We start from the raw sequence: 19,152 nt of genomic DNA on the forward strand, positions 1-19,152 counted from the left end.
GAATAGCGCTAACTAAGCCCTCATCTTGGCTATCAACTTGCCTGGGCTTGCAGACATCAAAGCCATCAGCAAGCCACTGCTGGCTAATCTGCAAAAGCTTGGTATTGTCGATGTGCAAGGCCTCTTGCTGCATCTGCCTCTACGCTATGTAGATGAAACCCACATCACGGCTATTCGTGATTTACGCAGCGGGGAGCAGGCACAGGTAGAAGGCGAGATTGTGCATGCGGAAGTCCAGTACAAGCCGCGCAAGGCGCTGATTGCGCAATTGCAAGATGCGGGTGGCCAGCTACTGGTACTGCGCTTTTTGCATTTTTACCCCAGCCAAATTGCCGCCCTCAAGGTAGGTACCAAGCTTCGCGCGCTGGGCGAAGTACGGCAAGGCTTTTTTGGGTATGAGATGGTGCATCCGCAATGCAAATCCGTGCGTGATGAAACTCCAGTTAAGGAAACCCTGACGCCGGTTTACCCGACGACTGCAGGCTTATCACAAGCTTCTCTGCGCAAATGGATAAGCTGGGCACTCAACAATGGCGATTTAAGCGAAACGCTGCCAGCCTTTGCATATGAGCCACAAGCCTTGCCCAGTTTTGCACAGAGCCTGAAAAACCTGCATCACCCAGCACCTGAAGCAGATTTATATCAACTGGAAGATCACGTAAGCCCTTATTGGCAGCGACTGGCTTTTGATGAGTTGCTTGCGCAACAGCTTTCCATGCGTCGCCACTATGCACGCCGCCGCAGTATCGGCGCGCCAGCGCTCAAACCTTCTAAAGCATTGATTACTGCCTTGCTGAGAAGTTTGCCCTTTGCGCTCACTAGCGCCCAGCAAAAAGTGGCGGTCGAAATCGGTAATGACCTTACTCAGAATCACCCCATGCAGCGCTTGCTACAAGGCGATGTTGGTAGCGGCAAAACCATTGTCGCTGCCATGGGCGCTTTACAGGCGATAGAAAATGGCTGGCAAGCTGCCATCATGGCGCCGACCGAGATATTGGCGGAGCAACACTATAAAAAGATGCAAGACTGGCTTGCGCCGTTGAACATAAAAGTAACCTGGCTTTCGGGTAGCCAAAATAAAACAGACCGAGCTATTTCGCTGGAGGCTATTGCAGATGGCACGGCGCAACTGGTGGTGGGCACGCATGCCCTGTTTCAGGAGCAAGTTGTGTTCGCCAAACTAGGTCTGGCCATTATCGATGAGCAACATCGTTTTGGCGTGCATCAGCGTTTATCGTTGCGACAAAAAGGCCAGACCAGTAAAACCAAAGCACCGCACCAGTTGATGATGAGCGCTACGCCGATTCCGCGCACCTTATCCATGAGTTACTACGCCGATTTGGATGTCTCCGTGATTGATGAATTACCGCCAGGACGTACGCCAGTGGCTACTAAGCTCGTCGCCGACGCTAGGCGTGATGAAGTGCTCACCCGCGTGCGTGAAGCTTGCGAGCAGGGCAGCCAGGCCTACTGGGTGTGCCCATTGATAGAAGAGTCCGAAGCCTTGCAGCTAAAAACGGCGAATGATACATACGCTTGGTTGCAAGAGTCTTTCCCTGAATTGCGCGTCGGTCTGGTACATGGCCGTATGAAAACAGCTGAGAAACAGGCCGTGATGGCCGCTTTTACTGCGGGTGAAATCCAGTTGCTAGTAGCGACCACGGTTATAGAGGTCGGCGTTGATGTGCCCAATGCCAGCCTTATGGTCATCGAACATGCTGAGCGCATGGGCTTGAGCCAGCTTCACCAGCTACGCGGACGTGTAGGCCGCGGTGCCGCCAAGAGCGCTTGCATATTGCTCTATCAGAACAAACTTTCTGATACCGCCCGCGCCCGCTTAAAAATCATCTATGAATCCAGTGACGGCTTTGAAATCGCCAAGGCTGATTTGGCCTTGCGTGGCCCAGGTGAATTTCTCGGCTTGCGCCAAAGTGGCGTACCTATGCTGAAAATCGCTGATCTGGAGCGAGACACCGAATTGCTAGAAACCGCTCAGGGCTTAGCGGAGCAGTTACTAAAAGAGTATCCAACCTATGTCGATAAGCACTTGGAGAGATGGTTGAGTCGGGCGGAGGAGTTGGTGAAGGTCTAGGCTGGTTTTCAGGTTTATATGCCATAATTTCGCTATGAAAATCCAGCTTCAATTGCAGAAAGCAAGCCATCAAGGGCGTCGTAGTCAATGGCTCAAGAACCCCATCAATAGTGGTGTTTATCGTAATTGGTTAATCGATAAAGGCTCGCTGACACTGCGTTTGCAGTTGCGTGCTAAAGACTTTAAGGTAAAACCGCTCAAGGTAGAAAATGCAAAGCCACAAATAGATGAGGCTTCATTGCTCGGGGTTGCTCAACACCAATTGGCATTATTGAGAGAAGTGCAGTTGATAGATGGCGCAACGCCTTTGGTATTTGCGCATAGTATTTTGCCGCATAGAAGTTTGTCAGGCGCGTGGCTGGGTTTGCGGCGATTGGGTAATAAACCCTTGGGCGCCACTTTATTTTCAAACCCAAAAGTGAAACGTACGCCATTGATGTTCAAAAAACTGGCATGCCATCAACCTTTGTACCAACGTGCGACTGCGCATTTGGAAATAAAGCCAATTACATTATGGGCGCGCCGTTCTGTATTTATACTTGGTAATGCCCAAATTTTAGTCACCGAAGTTTTTTTGCCAGGAATATTAGCGTTATGACAATTGAACCCATTGATTGGCCAAAACTCAGCGCCAAGCTGGATGCTTATGAGCGGCTGATGAGGTTGGATAAGCCAATCGGTATTTTGCTGCTGCTCTGGCCTACCTTATGGGCCTTGTGGCTGGCTGGGGAAGGTCGCCCGCACTGGTTGATAGTTGCCATGTTTGTGATGGGTACTATCCTGATGCGCTCAGCGGGCTGCGTGCTCAATGACATTGCTGACCGTAAATTTGATGCGCACGTTGAGCGCACCCAGCAACGGCCTTTAGCCACTAATGAAGTCAGCGTGAAAGAAGCGTTGATACTGGCGTTGATACTGGTATTAAGTGCTTTTGCTATTGTGCTGCATCTAAATAAGCCCAGTATTTTGCTCTCGTTTGCTGCACTGTTTCTAGCGGCGAGCTATCCATATACCAAGCGTTTTTTTGCGATACCACAAGCCTATTTAGGGATTGCTTTCGGCATCGGTATTCCGATGGCATATGCTGCTTTGACGAATATAATCCCCTTGGTTGCATGGCTACTGCTTGTCGCCAATATCTTCTGGGCGATTGCTTATGATACCGAGTATGCGATTGTGGATAGAGAAGATGATTTGAAAATCGGTATTCGTTCCTCTGCGATATTATTTGGTCGTTTTGACGTATTGGCGATTATGGCTTGCTACCTGATCATGCTATCTATCTTGGTGTTTGTGGGCGTGCATCTAGGCTTGCAGTGGCCATATTTTATCGGCTTGGCGGCGGCGGCGGGTATTGCCGTTCATCACTATTTTCTGATTAAAAAACGCGAGCGAGCACAGTGTTTTAGAGCATTTCTGCATAATAACTGGCTAGGTTTGGCGATTTTCCTGGGAATATTTGTGGCCAGCAAGCTAGGTTAATTCAGATAAAAGCTTGAAAGAAAGCCACATATCGTTTGACAAACGAGTCGGCCCTGACATAAAATCGCCCTCTTAATTTTTTTGACGAATTATTGGCTGTCCAATGAAAACCTTTTCAGCAAAAGCTCACGAAGTAAAACGTGACTGGTTCGTAGTAGATGCTACGGATCTCGTGCTAGGCCGCTTGGCGAGCGAAATCGCTCACCGCCTGCGTGGCAAGCATAAAACCATCTATACACCACACGTTGATACTGGCGACTACATCATTGTAGTGAACGCAGACAAAATCAAGGTAACTGGTACTAAAGAATTGAACAAACTGTATCATCGTCACTCTGGTTATCCAGGCGGCATTTCAACCACCAACTTTGGCAAGATGCAAGAGCGCTTTCCAGGTCGTGCGTTGGAAAAAGCAGTGAAAGGCATGTTGCCAAAAGGCCCTCTGGGCTATGCAATGTTCCGCAAATTAAAAGTGTATGCTGGTGCTAAGCATGACCATGTGGCTCAGCAGCCTCAACCGTTGACTATTCAAAGTCAAGCGTAAGGGATTAGAAGATGATTGGTAAATACAACTACGGTACTGGACGTCGCAAAAGCTCTGTTGCGCGTGTATTCCTGAAATCAGGTAAAGGCAACATCGTGATTAACGACAAGCCAGCTGATGAATATTTCTCACGTGTGACTTCACGCATGATTCTGCGTCAGCCACTTGAGTTGACTGAAAATATTGCAAGCTTTGATATTCAAATCAATGTGCATGGCGGTGGTGAATCTGGCCAAGCTGGTGCAGTTCGTCACGGTATTACCCGTGCATTGATTGATTATGATGCAACGTTGAAGAGTGCCTTATCTAAGGCGGGTTTCGTGACACGTGATGCACGCGAAGTTGAACGTAAGAAAGTTGGCTTGCGTAAAGCGCGTCGTCGTAAACAGTTCTCTAAACGATAAGAACGCGTTATTCCAAAAAAGCCGCTTAATGCGGCTTTTTTGCTTTTGGGCACTGCATCGCAGTCTTATTTTGAATCAAGCCTAAGCTTTGATACCATTGAAAGATTGTTGCGGTTTAGCCACCAGCTTGCTTTATACGGATAGGTGAGCATCCAGATTGGTGGTACAAGGAAGATTATGTCATTAGATAAAATTAAAGTAGGGATCGTTGGCGGTACTGGATACACGGGCGTTGAGCTGCTCAGGCTTCTCGCCATACACCCAGCCATCGAACTGAGCGCCATCACTTCGCGTGGTGAAGCAGGCTTGCCTGTAGCCGATATGTTTCCGAGCTTACGTGGCTATGTGGATTTACCTTTCAGTGACCCAGCACAAGCTGATTTAAGCGGCTGTGACGTAGTATTTTTTGCTACGCCTAATGGTATTGCCATGCAGCAGACAGCAGACTTGCTTGATAAAGGCGTGCGGGTTATTGACCTTGCGGCGGATTTCCGGATACAGGACGTAGCTACTTGGGAAAAATGGTACGGCATGAAACACGCCTGCCCAGACTTGATTGCAAAGGCAGTGTATGGCTTGCCCGAAGTGAACCGTGAAAAAATCCGCACGGCGCAGTTAATCGCCAATCCTGGCTGCTATCCAACTGCCGTGCAGCTCGGCTTTTTACCGTTGCTTGAAGCAGGCGTGATCGATGAAACACTTCTGATTGCTGACGCAAAGTCTGGTGTCAGTGGTGCAGGGCGTAAAGCTGAAGTCAGTGCCCTGTTTGCAGAGGCAGGCGATAACTTTAAAGCATACGGAGTCGCTGGGCACAGGCATTTACCAGAAATCAGTCAAGGCTTGGCTGGTATGGCTAACAAGCCAGTAGGACTGACATTTGTGCCACATTTGACGCCATTGATTAGAGGGATACACGCAACCTTATACGCTAAATTGACCAAAGATATAGACCTGCAGCACCTGTTCGAAAGCCGTTATATCAAAGAGCGGTTTGTCGATGTACTGCCAAAAGGATCACATCCTGAAACCCGTTCGGTACGTGGCTCTAACCAGTGCCGTATCGCTGTGCATAGACCTCAAGGTGGCGATACGGTCGTGGTATTGTCAGTGATTGATAACCTGGTGAAGGGCGCTGCGGGACAAGCTGTGCAAAATATGAATATCATGTTTGGCTTGGCAGAAAACACTGGCCTTGAAGTTGTGCCTTTACTGCCATAACTTATGCTAAGTAGCCGATGAGAAGAGTTACCCGCGGTATCAAACGTCATTTTGGGGCAACAGCCAAAAATGTTGCCGTGAAATCTCATCGGCCTTGGTATTGGCAGATACTGCTGGTATTGCTACTACTAGGTACGGGGTTTTTTGCGGGTAGCTGGCGTTATTCCATGAACGAGGTTACTAACCTGGCTGGTAACTTGAAGCAGTTGCAGGAAGAGAATAAGCAACTGCAAGCTAAACTAGTTTATGGTGAGCGGCAGCTTCAGGTTGAGCGGGCAGCACAATCCAATCTGACTAAAGAAATTGCGTTGCTGCAAGAAGAAGATATGCGGCACAAGGAGGATATCGCTTTTTACCAGCATATACTGGTGGAGAAACCTACAGCCAGCGAAGTTAAGCTTTATAGTTTTAAAATCAATAGATTGCCGCAGAAAAACCAGTATGAATATCATCTCTTGCTTGTCCAGAATGGCAAGCATGATGATTTTGTTAAAGGCACGATGAAGTTTGCCATCGGCGGCATGCAAGCAGATAAGATGGTCTTGTTACCCGTCACCGCGAATGCTGGTTTGGTAGATGCCAACGTTAATTTCAAGTTTTTTCAGCGGATTGACGGCTCTTTCAGCCTGCCAGACAATGTGAATCAGGGTTACATCGAAGCCAGCTTTTTTGAGCCAGGTGCGCGTGATCCAAAACTGAGCCAGAAACAGGAATTACCAATTTAATCAAGTATCTCTCAGCGTGTTAAACTGAATTAAATGTTAAGGATGACGAATGTTTTCTAAGAGTCAAAACAAAGCCCAGAACCGTATTGATACGCTGATTGGCGCAGAAACCAAGATTGAAGGCGACATTCATTTCACTGGCGGTTTACGCATTGATGGGAGTGTTCGCGGCAATGTCACTGAGTCTCCCACATCGCCAAGCACTCTTGTTTTAAGTGAAAGCGCCCGCATTATAGGTGCAGTGTCGGTTTCTCACATTGTCATCAATGGCAAGGTAGAAGGCCCTGTGAGGGCTAATGAATATATCGAATTACAGACTAAATCCAGGGTCATTGGAGATGTATATTACAAGTCTCTTGAAATGCACACTGGTGCTGTGATTGAAGGCAAATTGATTTATCTGGGTGAGACCACACAAGGCAAAATTGAAGATAAAACAACATTATTGCCTGTGGATAAAGATTGACCCCATGGCACGTGCGCAGGATAATGATTTTTAAGACAGAATTTCAAGGAGTAAAAGATGAACGCAATTACAGAAATGCCAAGCCCATTAGTGTTTACCGACAATGCGGCCAAGAAAGTTAAAGAGCTGATTGATGAAGAAGGCTCACCAGACTTAAAGCTACGAGTGTTTGTCAGTGGTGGCGGATGCTCAGGTTTCCAGTACGGGTTCACATTTGAAGAAACCGTGAATGAAGATGACACTCAGGTTGAACGTGATGGGGTTGCATTATTGATTGACCCAATGAGCTTGCAATACCTGATGGGGGCCGAAATTGATTATCAGGATAGTTTGCAAGGTTCGCAGTTTGTGATTCGCAATCCAAATGCAACTAGTACCTGCGGATGTGGTTCTTCGTTCTCAGCCTAAGTTTTAGCTTAAATTATCAATAAAAAAGGAGCCATTGGCTCCTTTTTTATTTTATCTAGCTTGAATCAGCGTTTTTCAATTGGAACAATATCGCGTCTGACAGCGCCAGTATAAAGCTGTCTTGGGCGGCCAATTTTTGCTTCAGGGTCAGAGATCATTTCGTTCCATTGTGCAGTCCAACCCACGGTTCTTGCCAGTGCGAAAATTGCAGTGAACATATTGGTTGGAATACCAATCGCACGTAGAACAATGCCTGAGTAGAAATCGACATTTGGGTAGAGGCGTTTGCTGATGAAGTATTCATCTTCGAGTGCGATTCTTTCGAGTTCCATCGCCACTTTAAACAGTGGGTCATCACCCAAACCTAGCTCTTCAAGCACTTCATAACAAGTTTGACGCATCATGGTGGCGCGCGGGTCTATATTCTTGTACACGCGATGGCCAAAGCCCATGAGGCGGAAAGTGTCGGATTTATCTTTTGCACGCTTAATGAATTTATCGATATTTGAAGCATCGCCAATTTCTTCCAGCATCTTAAGCACAGCTTCATTGGCGCCACCATGTGCTGGCCCCCACAACGAGGCTACACCTGCTGCGATACAAGCAAACGGATTGGCACCACTAGAGCCAGCCAGCCTGACGGTAGAAGTAGAGGCATTCTGTTCGTGGTCTGCGTGCAAAATCAGAATGCGGTCTAATGCTTTCGCAATCACTGGGTTAGGTACGTACTCTTCGCACGGTGTTGAAAACATCATGTGCAAGAAGTTTTCAGCATAGTTGAAGCGATTTTGCGGGTAAGTAAATGGTTGGCCTTCGTTGTATTTAAAGCTCCAGGCCGCAACGGTAGGCACTTTTGCAATCAGGCGATAGATCGACATCTCGCGATTTTTCGCATCTTTAATATCCATGGCATCGTGATAGAACGCTGACATTGAGCCAATCACGCCCACCATTACGGCCATTGGGTGCGCATCACGCCTGAAGCCACGGAATATATTGGTTAGCTGGTCATGCAGCATGGTGTGATGCGTAATGGTATTCGTGAAGGTCGCTTTTTCTTCCAGCGTGGGCAGATTGCCATGTATTAAAAGGTAAGACACTTCCATGAAATCACAATGCTGGGCTAATTGCTCAATCGGATAGCCACGGTAGTAAAGCAAGCCTTCATCGCCATCAATAAACGTAATGTTTGAATTACAGGATGCGGTGGATAGAAATCCTGGGTCGTAAGTGAAAATACCGTGTTTACCCAGACTGCGGATATCAATGACGTCAGGCCCGAGATTGCCTGAAAGTATAGGTAATTCAATAGGCTCAGCGCCGTTATCAAAGGTGAGCGTAACTTTGGTTGGTTTTGTCATGATGGTTTCGCGTTATTTTTAATCAATGGTGTGATGCTACCAGAATTAAGAAGCATAAATCGCACCCAATATACGAGTACCTTTTGCCCCTGTAACTGCTGGCAAGTTAGCCGTTTGCCGAGATATGCATTGTTTTGCCAGCCAGCCAAACGCCGCTGCTTCAACCCATTGCACCCTGATACCAAGCGTATCACTTAACTGGATCTTCACAGGAGATTGCAATTGTTGCAAGCGAGCTACTAACGCTGAATTGAGCGCGCCACCACCACAGAGATAGATTTCATCAACCTCACCACAAAAATCTGTGAGTGCCATGCTGATACTTTGTGCACTAAGCTCCAGCAAGGTGCGTTGAACGTCTGCTGGAGCGTAATCAGGCGTGAGATAATCTGCCAGCCAAGCTGAGCTGAACAAATCACGCCCAGTGCTCTTGGGTGGTGTCTGCTTAAAATATGGATGTGCTAGTAGGCGTGCTAATAATGCTGCTATGACTTGTCCGCTAGCTGCCCAATTTCCATCATGATCATAACGTTTACCCAAATGTTCTTCTGCCCATGCATCCATCAACATATTGCCAGGCCCAGAATCAAAACCAATTACATGCCCACTGGCGCTAATGCTGGTGAGATTGGCGATGCCACCTATATTGATTACCACGCGATTTTTATCAGCAGAACCAAATGTGGCTTGATGAAAAGCGGGTACTAAAGGGGCGCCTTGGCCGCCCGCAGCAATGTCTCTGCTACGAAAATCAGCAACAACATCAATGCCAGTCAACTCCGCCAACAATGCAGGATTAACGATTTGTAAGGTGAATCCCAGTTCGGGTCTATGCCTGATGGTTTGGCCATGGCAGCCGATGGCTTTGATTTGTGATGCTGAGAGGGCGGCGTTGCTCAAAAGCTGTTTGACGCAGTCTGCATAAAGAATACTTAATCGGTTGGCGATTAATGCGGTGCGCTCTAGCTCATTGTGGCTTGCAGCATGCAGTGCTAATAATTCGCTGCGGATACTATCAGGATAAGCTAGGTTTGCTGTATGTAAAACTTGGCATTGATGATCTTTGAAATCAATGACTACTGCATCAACACCATCTAAGCTAGTACCAGACATCAAGCCTATGAAGAGGTCTTGCTTCAAGGCTGTAAGGTTATTCTAGTGCAGCCATGTTACTTGCACTTAACAGGCGAAGCTGCGCAGCAAGATTTGCACTATGCGTACTAAAGTCGGCTTTATATTTTTGGTCGATTGGAATAGCGCTAGGTAAGGCTACTTTCAACGGGTCGCGGTTTTCGCCATTGACCATAAATTCATAATGCAAGTGCGGCCCAGTCGCTAGGCCTGTCATACCAACATAGCCAATCACATCACTTTGCGATACTTTCATGCCTTTATGCAAGCCTTGAGCAAAGCGTGATAGATGGCCATATTTAGTGCTAATGCCATTTTGGTGTTGCAGAATAATCACATTGCCATAACCATTTTGTACACCAACGAAAGCAACGGTGCCGTCAGCTGGTGCTTTTACGCCTGTGCCAATTGGGGCCGCAAAGTCAGTGCCTTTGTGTGCACGTATGGTGTTTAAAATCGGGTGTAGACGACCCAGGCTGAAGCCTGAGCTAATACGGCTGAATTCTAAAGGTGAACGTAAGAATGACTTATGCAGGTTCTTGCCATCAGGGGTGTAATAGCTGACCTGTCCTTCTGGATTGCGGTACATCACCGCATTATAGGTTTTACCTTGGTTGGTAAATTCTGCTGCTAATACTTGGCCAGTCCTGACTAACTCACCGTTGTTATAAACGGCTTCATACACGACGACAAAGCGGTCACCACGGCGTAAGTCGGTATGAAAGTCTATGTAAGAAGAGAAAATATCTGCCATTTGAATAGCGATTTGATCAGGAATGCCTGCTGCATCGGTAGCGCCGAATAAAGAGCTTTTGATTTCTGCAGACTTCAGCACGCTGTGCGTGACAAAAGATGCATCCAGCATTTTTGCCTGGTAACCAGAATCGCTACGCTCTACCTTAAAGATTGATTTATTATCAGTCTGGTATTGAAGTTGAAGTAGCTCACCGCTATCAGTGGTTTGGGCCTGAATCGAACGCCCTGGACGCAGTTGGGATGCAAGTGCGCTGGCATCTGGGTCGCGGCGCAAGAAATCTATCGCTTCCTGGTTGCGAATATTTAAGCGCGTCATCAAGCTGGCTAGGGTGTCATCACGGCGTACCTGATCAGCTTGCCAGAATGTTTCGTCGTTTTGCGCTGTGCTTAATGCTTCATCCAGCTGTGGAAGTGCTACTTGTTCAATGACTGTGCTGATGGGAATATCTTGGGTAATTGTCTGAGGTGCAATACCAAAAGCGGTGTAAATACCAAATAATGGAATACTAGAAAGTACAAGCAGCCAACGTAAACGTAGCTTTCGTAATTGAGTTGCTGGATTTTGCGCTAGAATGCGCTGCTTAAAGCTGCGCGGTTTAGTATTTGGGAGACCGCCTGGGTTGTTGCCATTTGGGTTGTAACTAGGTTCGCTTGGTTGCACCGGGCGCTACCTCAAGACATAAATTGAAAATGCATGCTAACAGAAAACCTTTGTAGGGTGAAGTCCTACGAACTGGCTGGAGTAATTGACTGAATGAAACCTTTGGAAGAGACATTAGCGATCATCAAACGCGGCAGTGATGAGCTTTTGATAGAGCAAGAATTAATAGAGAAGCTTAAAACGGGTAAGCCGCTACGCGTGAAAGCTGGCTTTGACCCCACTGCGCCAGATTTGCATCTGGGTCATACAGTATTACTGAATAAGTTACGCCAGTTACAAGAGCTCGGCCATCAGGTACTTTTCTTGATTGGCGATTTTACTGGGATGATTGGCGACCCCACAGGTAAGAGTGCTACACGTCCACCGTTAACTGCAGAGCAAGTGCAAGAAAATGCCAAGTCTTATGCCGAGCAGGTTTTCAAGATTTTAAAACCTGAATTGACAGAAGTCGTGTTCAACTCCAAATGGCTGACCGAACTTGGTGCAGCCGGCATGCTCAAGCTGGCTGCTAGCCATACCGTTGCGCGTATGCTGGAGCGAGATGATTTCAGCAAACGCTATAAAAGTAACCAGTCTATCGCTATCCATGAGTTCTTATATCCTTTACTACAGGGTTACGATTCTGTGGCGCTTAACGCAGACTTGGAGCTTGGCGGCACTGACCAGAAATTCAACTTGCTCATGGGTCGTGAGCTACAAAAGCATTTTGGTCAGTCGCAGCAATGCGTACTCACAATGCCTTTGCTCGAAGGCTTGGACGGCGTTAATAAAATGTCCAAATCGCTCGGCAACTATATAGGTGTATCTGAACCTGCCAACGATATCTTCAGCAAAATCATGTCAATTTCTGATGAGTTGATGTGGCGTTATATAGAGTTGCTGTCGTTTGAATCTATAGAAACCATAGGTCAATGGAAGATCGAAGTCGCTGCTGGTGCTAATCCACGTAATATTAAAGTAGGCTTTGCGCAGGAAATCGTGACTCGTTTTCACTCAAAACAGGCTGCTGATGAAGCGCTTGCCGATTTTCAGCTGCGGGCCAAGGGTGGAATTCCTGATGAGGTGCCAGAAATCACGATTAGTTTGACGCAAGAAACCATCAATATTGCGCAGCTGTTAAAACAATCTAATCTTGTGGCTAGCACTTCAGAAGCTTTGCGCATGATAGATCAGGGCGGGGTGAAGCTGGACGGTGAAAAGGTTACGGATAAGGCATTGCAGCTTACGCGCCCTACTGCCATCGTGGCTCAGGTAGGCAAGCGCAAATTTGCACGTATCACCATAAATTAAACAAATTGTAATCCCTTTGTAAAAATCCAAAAATAGCGCTTGACCCATTTTTAATGTTCTGTAGAATGCGCCCCTCGCTTCAGTAACGAAGCGGGGTGCAGAAGCAGCAGGGAAATAAATAGTTGGATGTTTCCCTTGACCAAATGAATCAGGTCTGTATAATGCGCCCCTCTCGTTGCTTATGTTGAAAGACAAACAGCGAAGCGCTCTTTAAAAAATTGAACAATCGATAGGTGTGAGTGCTTGTAGTTGAGGCAGTCATTTAACGGCTTGATGTTATTTGTGCGGTGCTTGTTAAAGGGCGCTGTGCAGGTTTAACAGGAGAGTTTGCGTTACTTGGCACTCAAGATACAAGTCTTAACACCTTGAATGAACTTTGTAAGAAGCTTGGGCTAGCAATAGCCAAAGCGACGAACTGAAGATTCATTTGAGTGAATTAAGCAAAAGCGACATACAGACCTTCGCAAGAGGGTCAAAATTAAGTAATAGTTAGGTTTAAACTGAAGAGTTTGATCCTGGCTCAGATTGAACGCTGGCGGAATGCTTTACACATGCAAGTCGAACGGCAGCACGGGAGCTTGCTCCTGGTGGCGAGTGGCGAACGGGTGAGTAATATATCGGAACGTACCTTTTAATGGGGGATAACTAGCCGAAAGGTTAGCTAATACCGCATACGCCCTGAGGGGGAAAGCAGGGGATCTTCGGACCTTGCGTTAATAGAGCGGCCGATATCTGATTAGCTAGTTGGTGGGGTAAAAGCCTACCAAGGCGACGATCAGTAGCTGGTCTGAGAGGACGACCAGCCACACTGGAACTGAGACACGGTCCAGACTCCTACGGGAGGCAGCAGTGGGGAATTTTGGACAATGGGCGAAAGCCTGATCCAGCCATTCCGCGTGAGTGAAGAAGGCCTTCGGGTTGTAAAGCTCTTTCGCAAGGAAAGAAAACTTATCTCCTAATACGGGGTGAGGATGACGGTACCTTGATAAGAAGCACCGGCTAACTACGTGCCAGCAGCCGCGGTAATACGTAGGGTGCGAGCGTTAATCGGAATTACTGGGCGTAAAGCGTGCGCAGGCTGTTTTGTAAGTCAGATGTGAAATCCCTGGGCTCAACCTAGGAACTGCGTTTGAAACTACAAGGCTAGAGTGTAGCAGAGGGGGGTAGAATTCCACGTGTAGCAGTGAAATGCGTAGAGATGTGGAGGAATACCAATGGCGAAGGCAGCCCCCTGGGTTAACACTGACGCTCATGCACGAAAGCGTGGGGAGCAAACAGGATTAGATACCCTGGTAGTCCACGCCCTAAACGATGTCTACTAGTTGTTGGGAGAGTAAAATCTCTTAGTAACGCAGCTAACGCGTGAAGTAGACCGCCTGGGGAGTACGGTCGCAAGATTAAAACTCAAAGGAATTGACGGGGGCCCGCACAAGCGGTGGATTATGTGGATTAATTCGATGCAACGCGAAAAACCTTACCTGGCCTTGACATGTACCGAATTTGGGAGAGATTCCTTAGTGCTCGAAAGAGAACGGTAACACAGGTGCTGCATGGCTGTCGTCAGCTCGTGTCGTGAGATGTTGGGTTAAGTCCCGCAACGAGCGCAACCCTTGCCATTAATTGCCATCATTTAGTTGGGCACTTTAATGGGACTGCCGGTGACAAACCGGAGGAAGGTGGGGATGACGTCAAGTCCTCATGGCCCTTATGGCCAGGGCTTCACACGTAATACAATGGTCGGTACAGAGGGTTGCCAACCCGCGAGGGGGAGCCAATCTCAGAAAGCCGATCGTAGTCCGGATTGTAGTCTGCAACTCGACTACATGAAGTCGGAATCGCTAGTAATCGCGGATCAGCATGTCGCGGTGAATACGTTCCCGGGCCTTGTACACACCGCCCGTCACACCATGGGAGTGGGTTTCACCAGAAGTAGTTAGTCTAACCGCAAGGAGGACGATTACCACGGTGGGATTCATGACTGGGGTGAAGTCGTAACAAGGTAGCCGTATCGGAAGGTGCGGCTGGATCACCTCCTTTCTAGAGAAAAATCCTTGGCTGCAAGCATTCACACTTATCGGTTGTTTAAATAGCGCAACACTAAAAGATTGGTCCTCAAAGACAAGACTTCGAGGGTCTGTAGCTCAGCTGGTTAGAGCACCGTCTTGATAAGGCGGGGGTCGTTGGTTCGAGCCCAACCAGACCCACCAGATTCCTCATGAAGATAGCCTCAAATGGGGGATTAGCTCAGCTGGGAGAGCACCTGCTTTGCAAGCAGGGGGTCGTCGGTTCGATCCCGTCATCCTCCACCATTCAATTAGTGTAAGTAGTTAGTGATCAATGCTTGTGATGAGCATTGATCACTAACGTCTTAGGGCGTTAGTCTGATCTTTAACAAAATGGAAGAAGTAAAGTGAGCACATGAATACTTGTGATGAGATTCGTGTGTTCAAAATGGGTAGTAATTGATTGCAAAATCGAAATGTTTTAACGCGTTAAGTTCTGGCCTAGTTCTCTAACTAGGCTGGTAATAAGACGGTTATTTCAAGTTCAACAATATCTGCTTGGTATTGTTGGAAGTAATGCTTTAGAAAACCTATAGCTGGCAGATTTACTCCCTGCCGCGAAACTGAGTAAGGCGAGTTAGCAACTTCACCGTTGTTTAGCGGACCCGTAAAAGGGCTCAGGTTTTAACGTTATAGGATCAAGCGAATAAGTGCATATGGTGGATGCCTTGGCGATTACAGGCGATGAAGGACGTGGTAGCCTGCGTAAAGTCTCGGGGAGCTGGCAAACAAGCTTTGATCCGGGAATGTCCGAATGGGGGAACCCACCCGCAAGGGTACTTTTATCTGAATACATAGGATAAATAGAGCGAACTCAGCGAACTGAAACATCTAAGTAGCTGAAGGAAAAGAAATCAACCGAGATTCCGGAAGTAGTGGCGAGCGAACCCGGAAAAGCCTGTTATTTTTAGCAGACGCGTTAGTAGAATGGAATGGAAAGTCCAGCCATAGAGGGTGATAGCCCCTTATACGAAAACCCGTTTGTGGAACTAGGATAACGACAAGTAGGGCGGGACACGAGAAATCCTGTCTGAACATGGGGGGACCATCCTCCAAGGCTAAATACTCGTAATCGACCGATAGTGAACCAGTACCGTGAGGGAAAGGCGAAAAGAACCCCGGGAGGGGAGTGAAATAGATCCTGAAACCGTATGCATACAAACAGTGGGAGCGGACTTGTTCCGTGACTGCGTACCTTTTGTATAATGGGTCAGCGACTTACATTCAGTAGCAAGCTTAACCGATAGGGGAGGCGCAGCGAAAGCGAGTCCGAATAGGGCGATAGTTGCTGGGTGTAGACCCGAAACCAAGTGATCTATCCATGGCCAGGATGAAGGTGCCGTAACAGGTACTGGAGGTCCGAACCCACTAATGTTGAAAAATTAGGGGATGAGCTGTGGATAGGGGTGAAAGGCTAAACAAACTTGGAAATAGCTGGTTCTCTCCGAAAACTATTTAGGTAGTGCCTCGTATATAACTCTTGGGGGTAGAGCACTGTTATGACTAGGGGGTTCATAAGAACTTACCAACTCATTGCAAACTCCGAATACCGAGAAGTTCAATTACGGGAGACAGACCATGGGTGCTAACGTCCGTGGTCAAGAGGGAAACAACCCAGACCGACAGCTAAGGTCCCAAATGACGTGCTAAGTGGAAAACGAAGTGGGAAGGCACAGACAGCCAGGAGGTTGGCTTAGAAGCAGCCATCCTTTAAAGAAAGCGTAATAGCTCACTGGTCGAGTCGTCCTGCGCGGAAGATGTAACGGGGCTAAGCACGTAACCGAAGCTTCGGATGCTGCATTCTTCGGAATGTATGCATGGTAGGAGAGCGTTCTGTAGGCCTGCGAAGGTGTTCTGTGAGGAATGCTGGAGGTATCAGAAGTGCGAATGCTGACATGAGTAGCGATAAAGGGTGTGAAAAGCACCCTCGCCGAAAGCCCAAGGTTTCCTGCGCAACGTTCATCGGCGCAGGGTGAGTCGGCCCCTAAGGTGAGGCAGAAATGCGTAGCTGATGGGAAACAGGTTAATATTCCTGTACTTTTATGTAATGCGATGTGGGGACGGAGAAGGTTAGGTCAGCCATCTGTTGGAATAGGTGGTTCAAGCGTGTAGGGAGATCCTTTAGGCAAATCCGGAGGGTCAATTCTGAGGCGTGATAACGAGTGCACTTGTGCACGAAGTGATTGATACCAAGCTTCCAAGAAAAGCCACTAAGCTTCAGTTACATAAAAACCGTACCGCAAACCGACACAGGTGGGCAGGATGAGAATTCTAAGGCGCTTGAGAGAACCCGGGAGAAGGAACTCGGCAAATTAGCACCGTAACTTCGGGAGAAGGTGCGCCCCGGTAGAGTGTAGAGACTTGCTCTCGAAGCTCGATGGGGTTGCAGTGAAAAGGTGGCTGCGACTGTTTAATAAAAACACAGCACTGTGCAAACACGAAAGTGGACGTATACGGTGTGACGCCTGCCCGGTGCCGGAAGGTTAAATGATGGGGTGCAAGCTCTTGATTGAAGCCCCGGTAAACGGCGGCCGTAACTATAACGGTCCTAAGGTAGCGAAATTCCTTGTCGGGTAAGTTCCGACCCGCACGAATGGCGTAACGATGGCCACACTGTCTCCTCTCGGGACTCAGCGAAGTTGAAATGTTTGTGAAGATGCAATCTACCCGCGGCTAGACGGAAAGACCCCATGAACCTTTACTGTAGCTTTACATTGGACTTTGACAAGATTTGTGTAGGATAGGTGGGAGACTTTGAAGCGGTGTCGCTAGATATCGTGGAGTCAACCTTGAAATACCACCCTGATGTTGTTGAGGTTCTAACCTAGGTCCATTATCTGGATCGGGGACCGTGTATGGTGGGCAGTTTGACTGGGGCGGTCTCCTCCCAAAGAGTAACGGAGGAGTGCGAAGGTAACCTAGGTACGGTCGGAAATCGTACTGATAGTGCAATGGCATAAGGTTGCTTGACTGCGAGACGGACAGGTCGAGCAGGTGCGAAAGCAGGTCATAGTGATCCGGTGGTTCTGTATGGAAGGGCCATCGCTCAACGGATAAAAGGTACTCTGGGGATAACAGGCTGATTCCTCCCAAGAGTTCATATCGACGGGGGAGTTTGGCACCTCGATGTCGGCTCATCACATCCTGGGGCTGTAGCCGGTCCCAAGGGTATGGCTGTTCGCCATTTAAAGTGGTACGTGAGCTGGGTTTAAAACGTCGTGAGACAGTTTGGTCCCTATCTGCCGTGGGCGTTGGAAGTTTGAGGGGGGCTGCTCCTAGTACGAGAGGACCGGAGTGGACGGATCTCTGGTGGACCGGTTGTCATGCCAATGGCATAGCCGGGTAGCTAAATCCGGAAGAGATAAACGCTGAAAGCATCTAAGCGTGAAACTCGCCTCAAGATGAGACTTCCCCGAGCTTTAAGCTCGCTAAAGAGTCGTTCGAGACCAGGACGTTGATAGGTCAGGTGTGGAAGCGCAGTAATGCGTTAAGCTAACTGATACTAATTGCTCGTGAGGCTTGATCCTATAACCTTAAGACTTGAGTTCATGTAAATGAATCGCAAAGTTAAGGTTGTTGTTCTAAAGCAACGCAATCAATTGCAATACAAAAACTTTACTTCTTCTGTTTGTTACAGACAGTTGTATCCGCGTTTTAATGCGCAACCAGTGATGGTGATACAGCTTCACGCTAGATTGAACAAATTGTTCAGTCAAAGCGACAGCTTAATTGGGCTTGAGGCCTAAGCGGGATAACTCTCGTGAACACTCAGGCACTTACCGGTTATGTCTGGCGTCCATAGCGAATTGGAACCACCCCTTCCCATCTCGAACAGGGCCGTGAAACGATTCTGCGCCAATGATAGTATGCTCTTCGCATGCGAAAGTAGGTCAACGCCAGGCTTCTTATACAGGGCTCTTTGAGTCCGCAGCAAAGCCCACTCTTAGTGGGCTTTTTTGTTGGTGTTGTACGATGCAATACCAATTGATTGAATTGGTTGATATAATGTTGAGCTTAGCGAAAATTAGAAAATTAAAACAGGCTAAGTAAAAAGAATGATGGGCGTTAAGCCCATTTTTTATTTGTGTTGATGGTGAAGGCAGGTTTATGGAAGATTTGTACACTTTATTGGAGCGATCACTCACTCAGCTCGGTTACGAGCTGGTTGATCTTGAAGTATCCAATCGTGGCAAATTGTTGCGTTTGTTCATAGATAAGCCAGAAGGCGTCAATATTGATGATTGCGTGTTGGTCAGTAACCAGCTCAGCAATTCATTGGCCGTTGATCATGATATTGATTATGACAGGCTTGAGGTTTCCTCGCCTGGCATGGATCGAGTGCTGAAAAAAGAAGCGGATTATGTCCGTTTTACAGGTGAGCGTGCGCAAGTGAAGCTGCGTATCCTTGTTGAAAACAGAAAGAATTTTGTAGGTGTTTTACGTGGCTTGGAAGATGGAATGCTTTTGATTGAATGCGAAGGAATTGTGCATAAATTGGCATTAAGCAACATCGATAAAGCGCGTTTAAGCCCTGAGTTTTAATAGTAAATC

14 protein-coding genes, 2 tRNA genes and 3 rRNA genes are annotated in these 19,152 nt (G+C 47.6%); 16 read left to right on the forward strand and 3 right to left on the reverse strand.

All coding sequences use genetic code 11. From position 1 onward, the window contains the following. Positions 1-25: 25 nt before the first annotated feature. The 9 genes from recG (at position 26) to erpA (ending at position 7,339) form a co-directional block, all read left to right on the forward strand. A complete protein-coding gene (gene recG / locus ZMTM_RS00295) occupies positions 26-2,092 on the forward strand; it encodes an ATP-dependent DNA helicase RecG (protein WP_404804675.1) in 2,067 nt (688 codons plus the stop codon). A 34-nt stretch (positions 2,093-2,126) separates the two neighbouring features. Further along, entirely contained in the window at positions 2,127-2,690 is a 564-nt protein-coding gene (locus ZMTM_RS00300; RefSeq protein ID WP_221764380.1) for a chorismate--pyruvate lyase family protein, read from the forward strand. Continuing rightward, the gene (ubiA, locus tag ZMTM_RS00305; RefSeq protein WP_221764381.1) at positions 2,687-3,574 is read left to right on the forward strand and encodes a 4-hydroxybenzoate octaprenyltransferase; all 888 of its coding nucleotides are present in this window, start codon (positions 2,687-2,689) and stop codon (positions 3,572-3,574) included. Before ZMTM_RS00300 ends, ubiA begins: the two co-directional genes overlap by 4 nt. Before the next feature lie 103 nt (positions 3,575-3,677). Continuing rightward, on the forward strand, positions 3,678-4,118 hold the full coding sequence (gene rplM / locus ZMTM_RS00310) for a 50S ribosomal protein L13 (protein WP_221764382.1): 441 nt from the start codon (positions 3,678-3,680) through the stop codon (positions 4,116-4,118). A gap of 11 nt (positions 4,119-4,129) precedes the next feature. Next, positions 4,130-4,522 carry a 30S ribosomal protein S9 gene (gene rpsI / locus ZMTM_RS00315; RefSeq protein ID WP_221764383.1) on the forward strand — a complete coding sequence of 131 codons (393 nt, stop codon included), beginning with the start codon at positions 4,130-4,132 and terminating at the stop codon, positions 4,520-4,522. Positions 4,523-4,699: 177 nt separating this feature from the next. Beyond that, positions 4,700-5,740 carry an N-acetyl-gamma-glutamyl-phosphate reductase gene (argC, locus tag ZMTM_RS00320; protein ID WP_221764384.1) on the forward strand — a complete coding sequence of 347 codons (1,041 nt, stop codon included), beginning with the start codon at positions 4,700-4,702 and terminating at the stop codon, positions 5,738-5,740. A 17-nt stretch (positions 5,741-5,757) separates the two neighbouring features. Continuing rightward, complete coding sequence (locus ZMTM_RS00325) at positions 5,758-6,465, forward strand: DUF6776 family protein (RefSeq protein ID WP_221764385.1); 708 nt, start codon at positions 5,758-5,760, stop codon at positions 6,463-6,465. A 49-nt stretch (positions 6,466-6,514) separates the two neighbouring features. Beyond that, positions 6,515-6,931 (forward strand): bactofilin family protein, encoded by a 417-nt coding sequence (locus ZMTM_RS00330; RefSeq protein ID WP_221764386.1) that lies wholly within the window; start codon positions 6,515-6,517, stop codon positions 6,929-6,931. A gap of 57 nt (positions 6,932-6,988) precedes the next feature. After that, a complete protein-coding gene (erpA, locus tag ZMTM_RS00335; protein WP_221764387.1) occupies positions 6,989-7,339 on the forward strand; it encodes an iron-sulfur cluster insertion protein ErpA in 351 nt (116 codons plus the stop codon). Positions 7,340-7,404: 65 nt separating this feature from the next. Here the strand turns inward: erpA and gltA are convergent, their stop codons facing one another. From gltA to ZMTM_RS00350, 3 genes are read right to left on the reverse strand one after another with little or no spacing between them, the layout of a single operon-like run. After that, a complete protein-coding gene (gene gltA, locus ZMTM_RS00340) occupies positions 7,405-8,700 on the reverse strand; it encodes a citrate synthase (RefSeq protein WP_221764388.1) in 1,296 nt (431 codons plus the stop codon). A gap of 45 nt (positions 8,701-8,745) precedes the next feature. Beyond that, a complete protein-coding gene (locus ZMTM_RS00345; protein ID WP_221764389.1) occupies positions 8,746-9,840 on the reverse strand; it encodes an anhydro-N-acetylmuramic acid kinase in 1,095 nt (364 codons plus the stop codon). Positions 9,841-9,850: 10 nt separating this feature from the next. Further along, a complete protein-coding gene (locus tag ZMTM_RS00350) occupies positions 9,851-11,248 on the reverse strand; it encodes a M23 family metallopeptidase (protein ID WP_225907046.1) in 1,398 nt (465 codons plus the stop codon). Positions 11,249-11,341: 93 nt separating this feature from the next. Between ZMTM_RS00350 and tyrS the strand changes: the two genes are divergently transcribed. From tyrS to rimP, 7 genes are all read left to right on the forward strand, one after another. Then, the gene (gene tyrS, locus ZMTM_RS00355; protein WP_221764390.1) at positions 11,342-12,538 is read left to right on the forward strand and encodes a tyrosine--tRNA ligase; all 1,197 of its coding nucleotides are present in this window, start codon (positions 11,342-11,344) and stop codon (positions 12,536-12,538) included. Positions 12,539-13,035: 497 nt separating this feature from the next. Next, positions 13,036-14,575 (forward strand): 16S ribosomal RNA (locus ZMTM_RS00360). Between the two features lie 93 nt (positions 14,576-14,668). Then, positions 14,669-14,745: transfer RNA gene (locus tag ZMTM_RS00365), tRNA-Ile, on the forward strand. A gap of 26 nt (positions 14,746-14,771) precedes the next feature. Next, positions 14,772-14,847, forward strand: a tRNA-Ala gene (locus tag ZMTM_RS00370). A gap of 390 nt (positions 14,848-15,237) precedes the next feature. Then, positions 15,238-18,128: ribosomal RNA gene (locus tag ZMTM_RS00375) — 23S ribosomal RNA — on the forward strand. A gap of 261 nt (positions 18,129-18,389) precedes the next feature. Beyond that, positions 18,390-18,503 (forward strand): 5S ribosomal RNA (gene rrf / locus ZMTM_RS00380). Together the 16S, 23S and 5S rRNA genes with 2 tRNA genes alongside form the textbook arrangement of a ribosomal RNA operon. A 205-nt stretch (positions 18,504-18,708) precedes the next feature. Then, the gene (gene rimP / locus ZMTM_RS00385; RefSeq protein WP_221764391.1) at positions 18,709-19,143 is read left to right on the forward strand and encodes a ribosome maturation factor RimP; all 435 of its coding nucleotides are present in this window, start codon (positions 18,709-18,711) and stop codon (positions 19,141-19,143) included. Positions 19,144-19,152 lie beyond the last annotated feature (9 nt).

It is taken from the genome of Methyloradius palustris (assembly GCF_019703875.1).
GTDB classification, from domain to species: Bacteria; Pseudomonadota; Gammaproteobacteria; order Burkholderiales; family Methylophilaceae; genus Methyloradius; species Methyloradius palustris.

What these genes read in the sequence shown, in the direction of transcription:
- ZMTM_RS00300 (WP_221764380.1), top strand. Translation starts at nt 2,127, where the DNA reads ATGAAAATCCAGCTTCAATTGCAGAAAGCAAGCCATCAAGGGCGTCGT.
- ubiA (WP_221764381.1), top strand. Translation starts at nt 2,687, where the DNA reads ATGACAATTGAACCCATTGATTGGCCAAAACTCAGCGCCAAGCTGGAT.
- rplM (WP_221764382.1), top strand. Translation starts at nt 3,678, where the DNA reads ATGAAAACCTTTTCAGCAAAAGCTCACGAAGTAAAACGTGACTGGTTC.
- rpsI (WP_221764383.1), top strand. Translation starts at nt 4,130, where the DNA reads ATGATTGGTAAATACAACTACGGTACTGGACGTCGCAAAAGCTCTGTT.
- argC (WP_221764384.1), top strand. Translation starts at nt 4,700, where the DNA reads ATGTCATTAGATAAAATTAAAGTAGGGATCGTTGGCGGTACTGGATAC.
- ZMTM_RS00325 (WP_221764385.1), top strand. Translation starts at nt 5,758, where the DNA reads ATGAGAAGAGTTACCCGCGGTATCAAACGTCATTTTGGGGCAACAGCC.
- ZMTM_RS00330 (WP_221764386.1), top strand. Translation starts at nt 6,515, where the DNA reads ATGTTTTCTAAGAGTCAAAACAAAGCCCAGAACCGTATTGATACGCTG.
- erpA (WP_221764387.1), top strand. Translation starts at nt 6,989, where the DNA reads ATGAACGCAATTACAGAAATGCCAAGCCCATTAGTGTTTACCGACAAT.
- gltA (WP_221764388.1), bottom strand. Translation starts at nt 8,700, where the DNA reads ATGACAAAACCAACCAAAGTTACGCTCACCTTTGATAACGGCGCTGAG.
- tyrS (WP_221764390.1), top strand. Translation starts at nt 11,342, where the DNA reads ATGAAACCTTTGGAAGAGACATTAGCGATCATCAAACGCGGCAGTGAT.
- rimP (WP_221764391.1), top strand. Translation starts at nt 18,709, where the DNA reads ATGGAAGATTTGTACACTTTATTGGAGCGATCACTCACTCAGCTCGGT.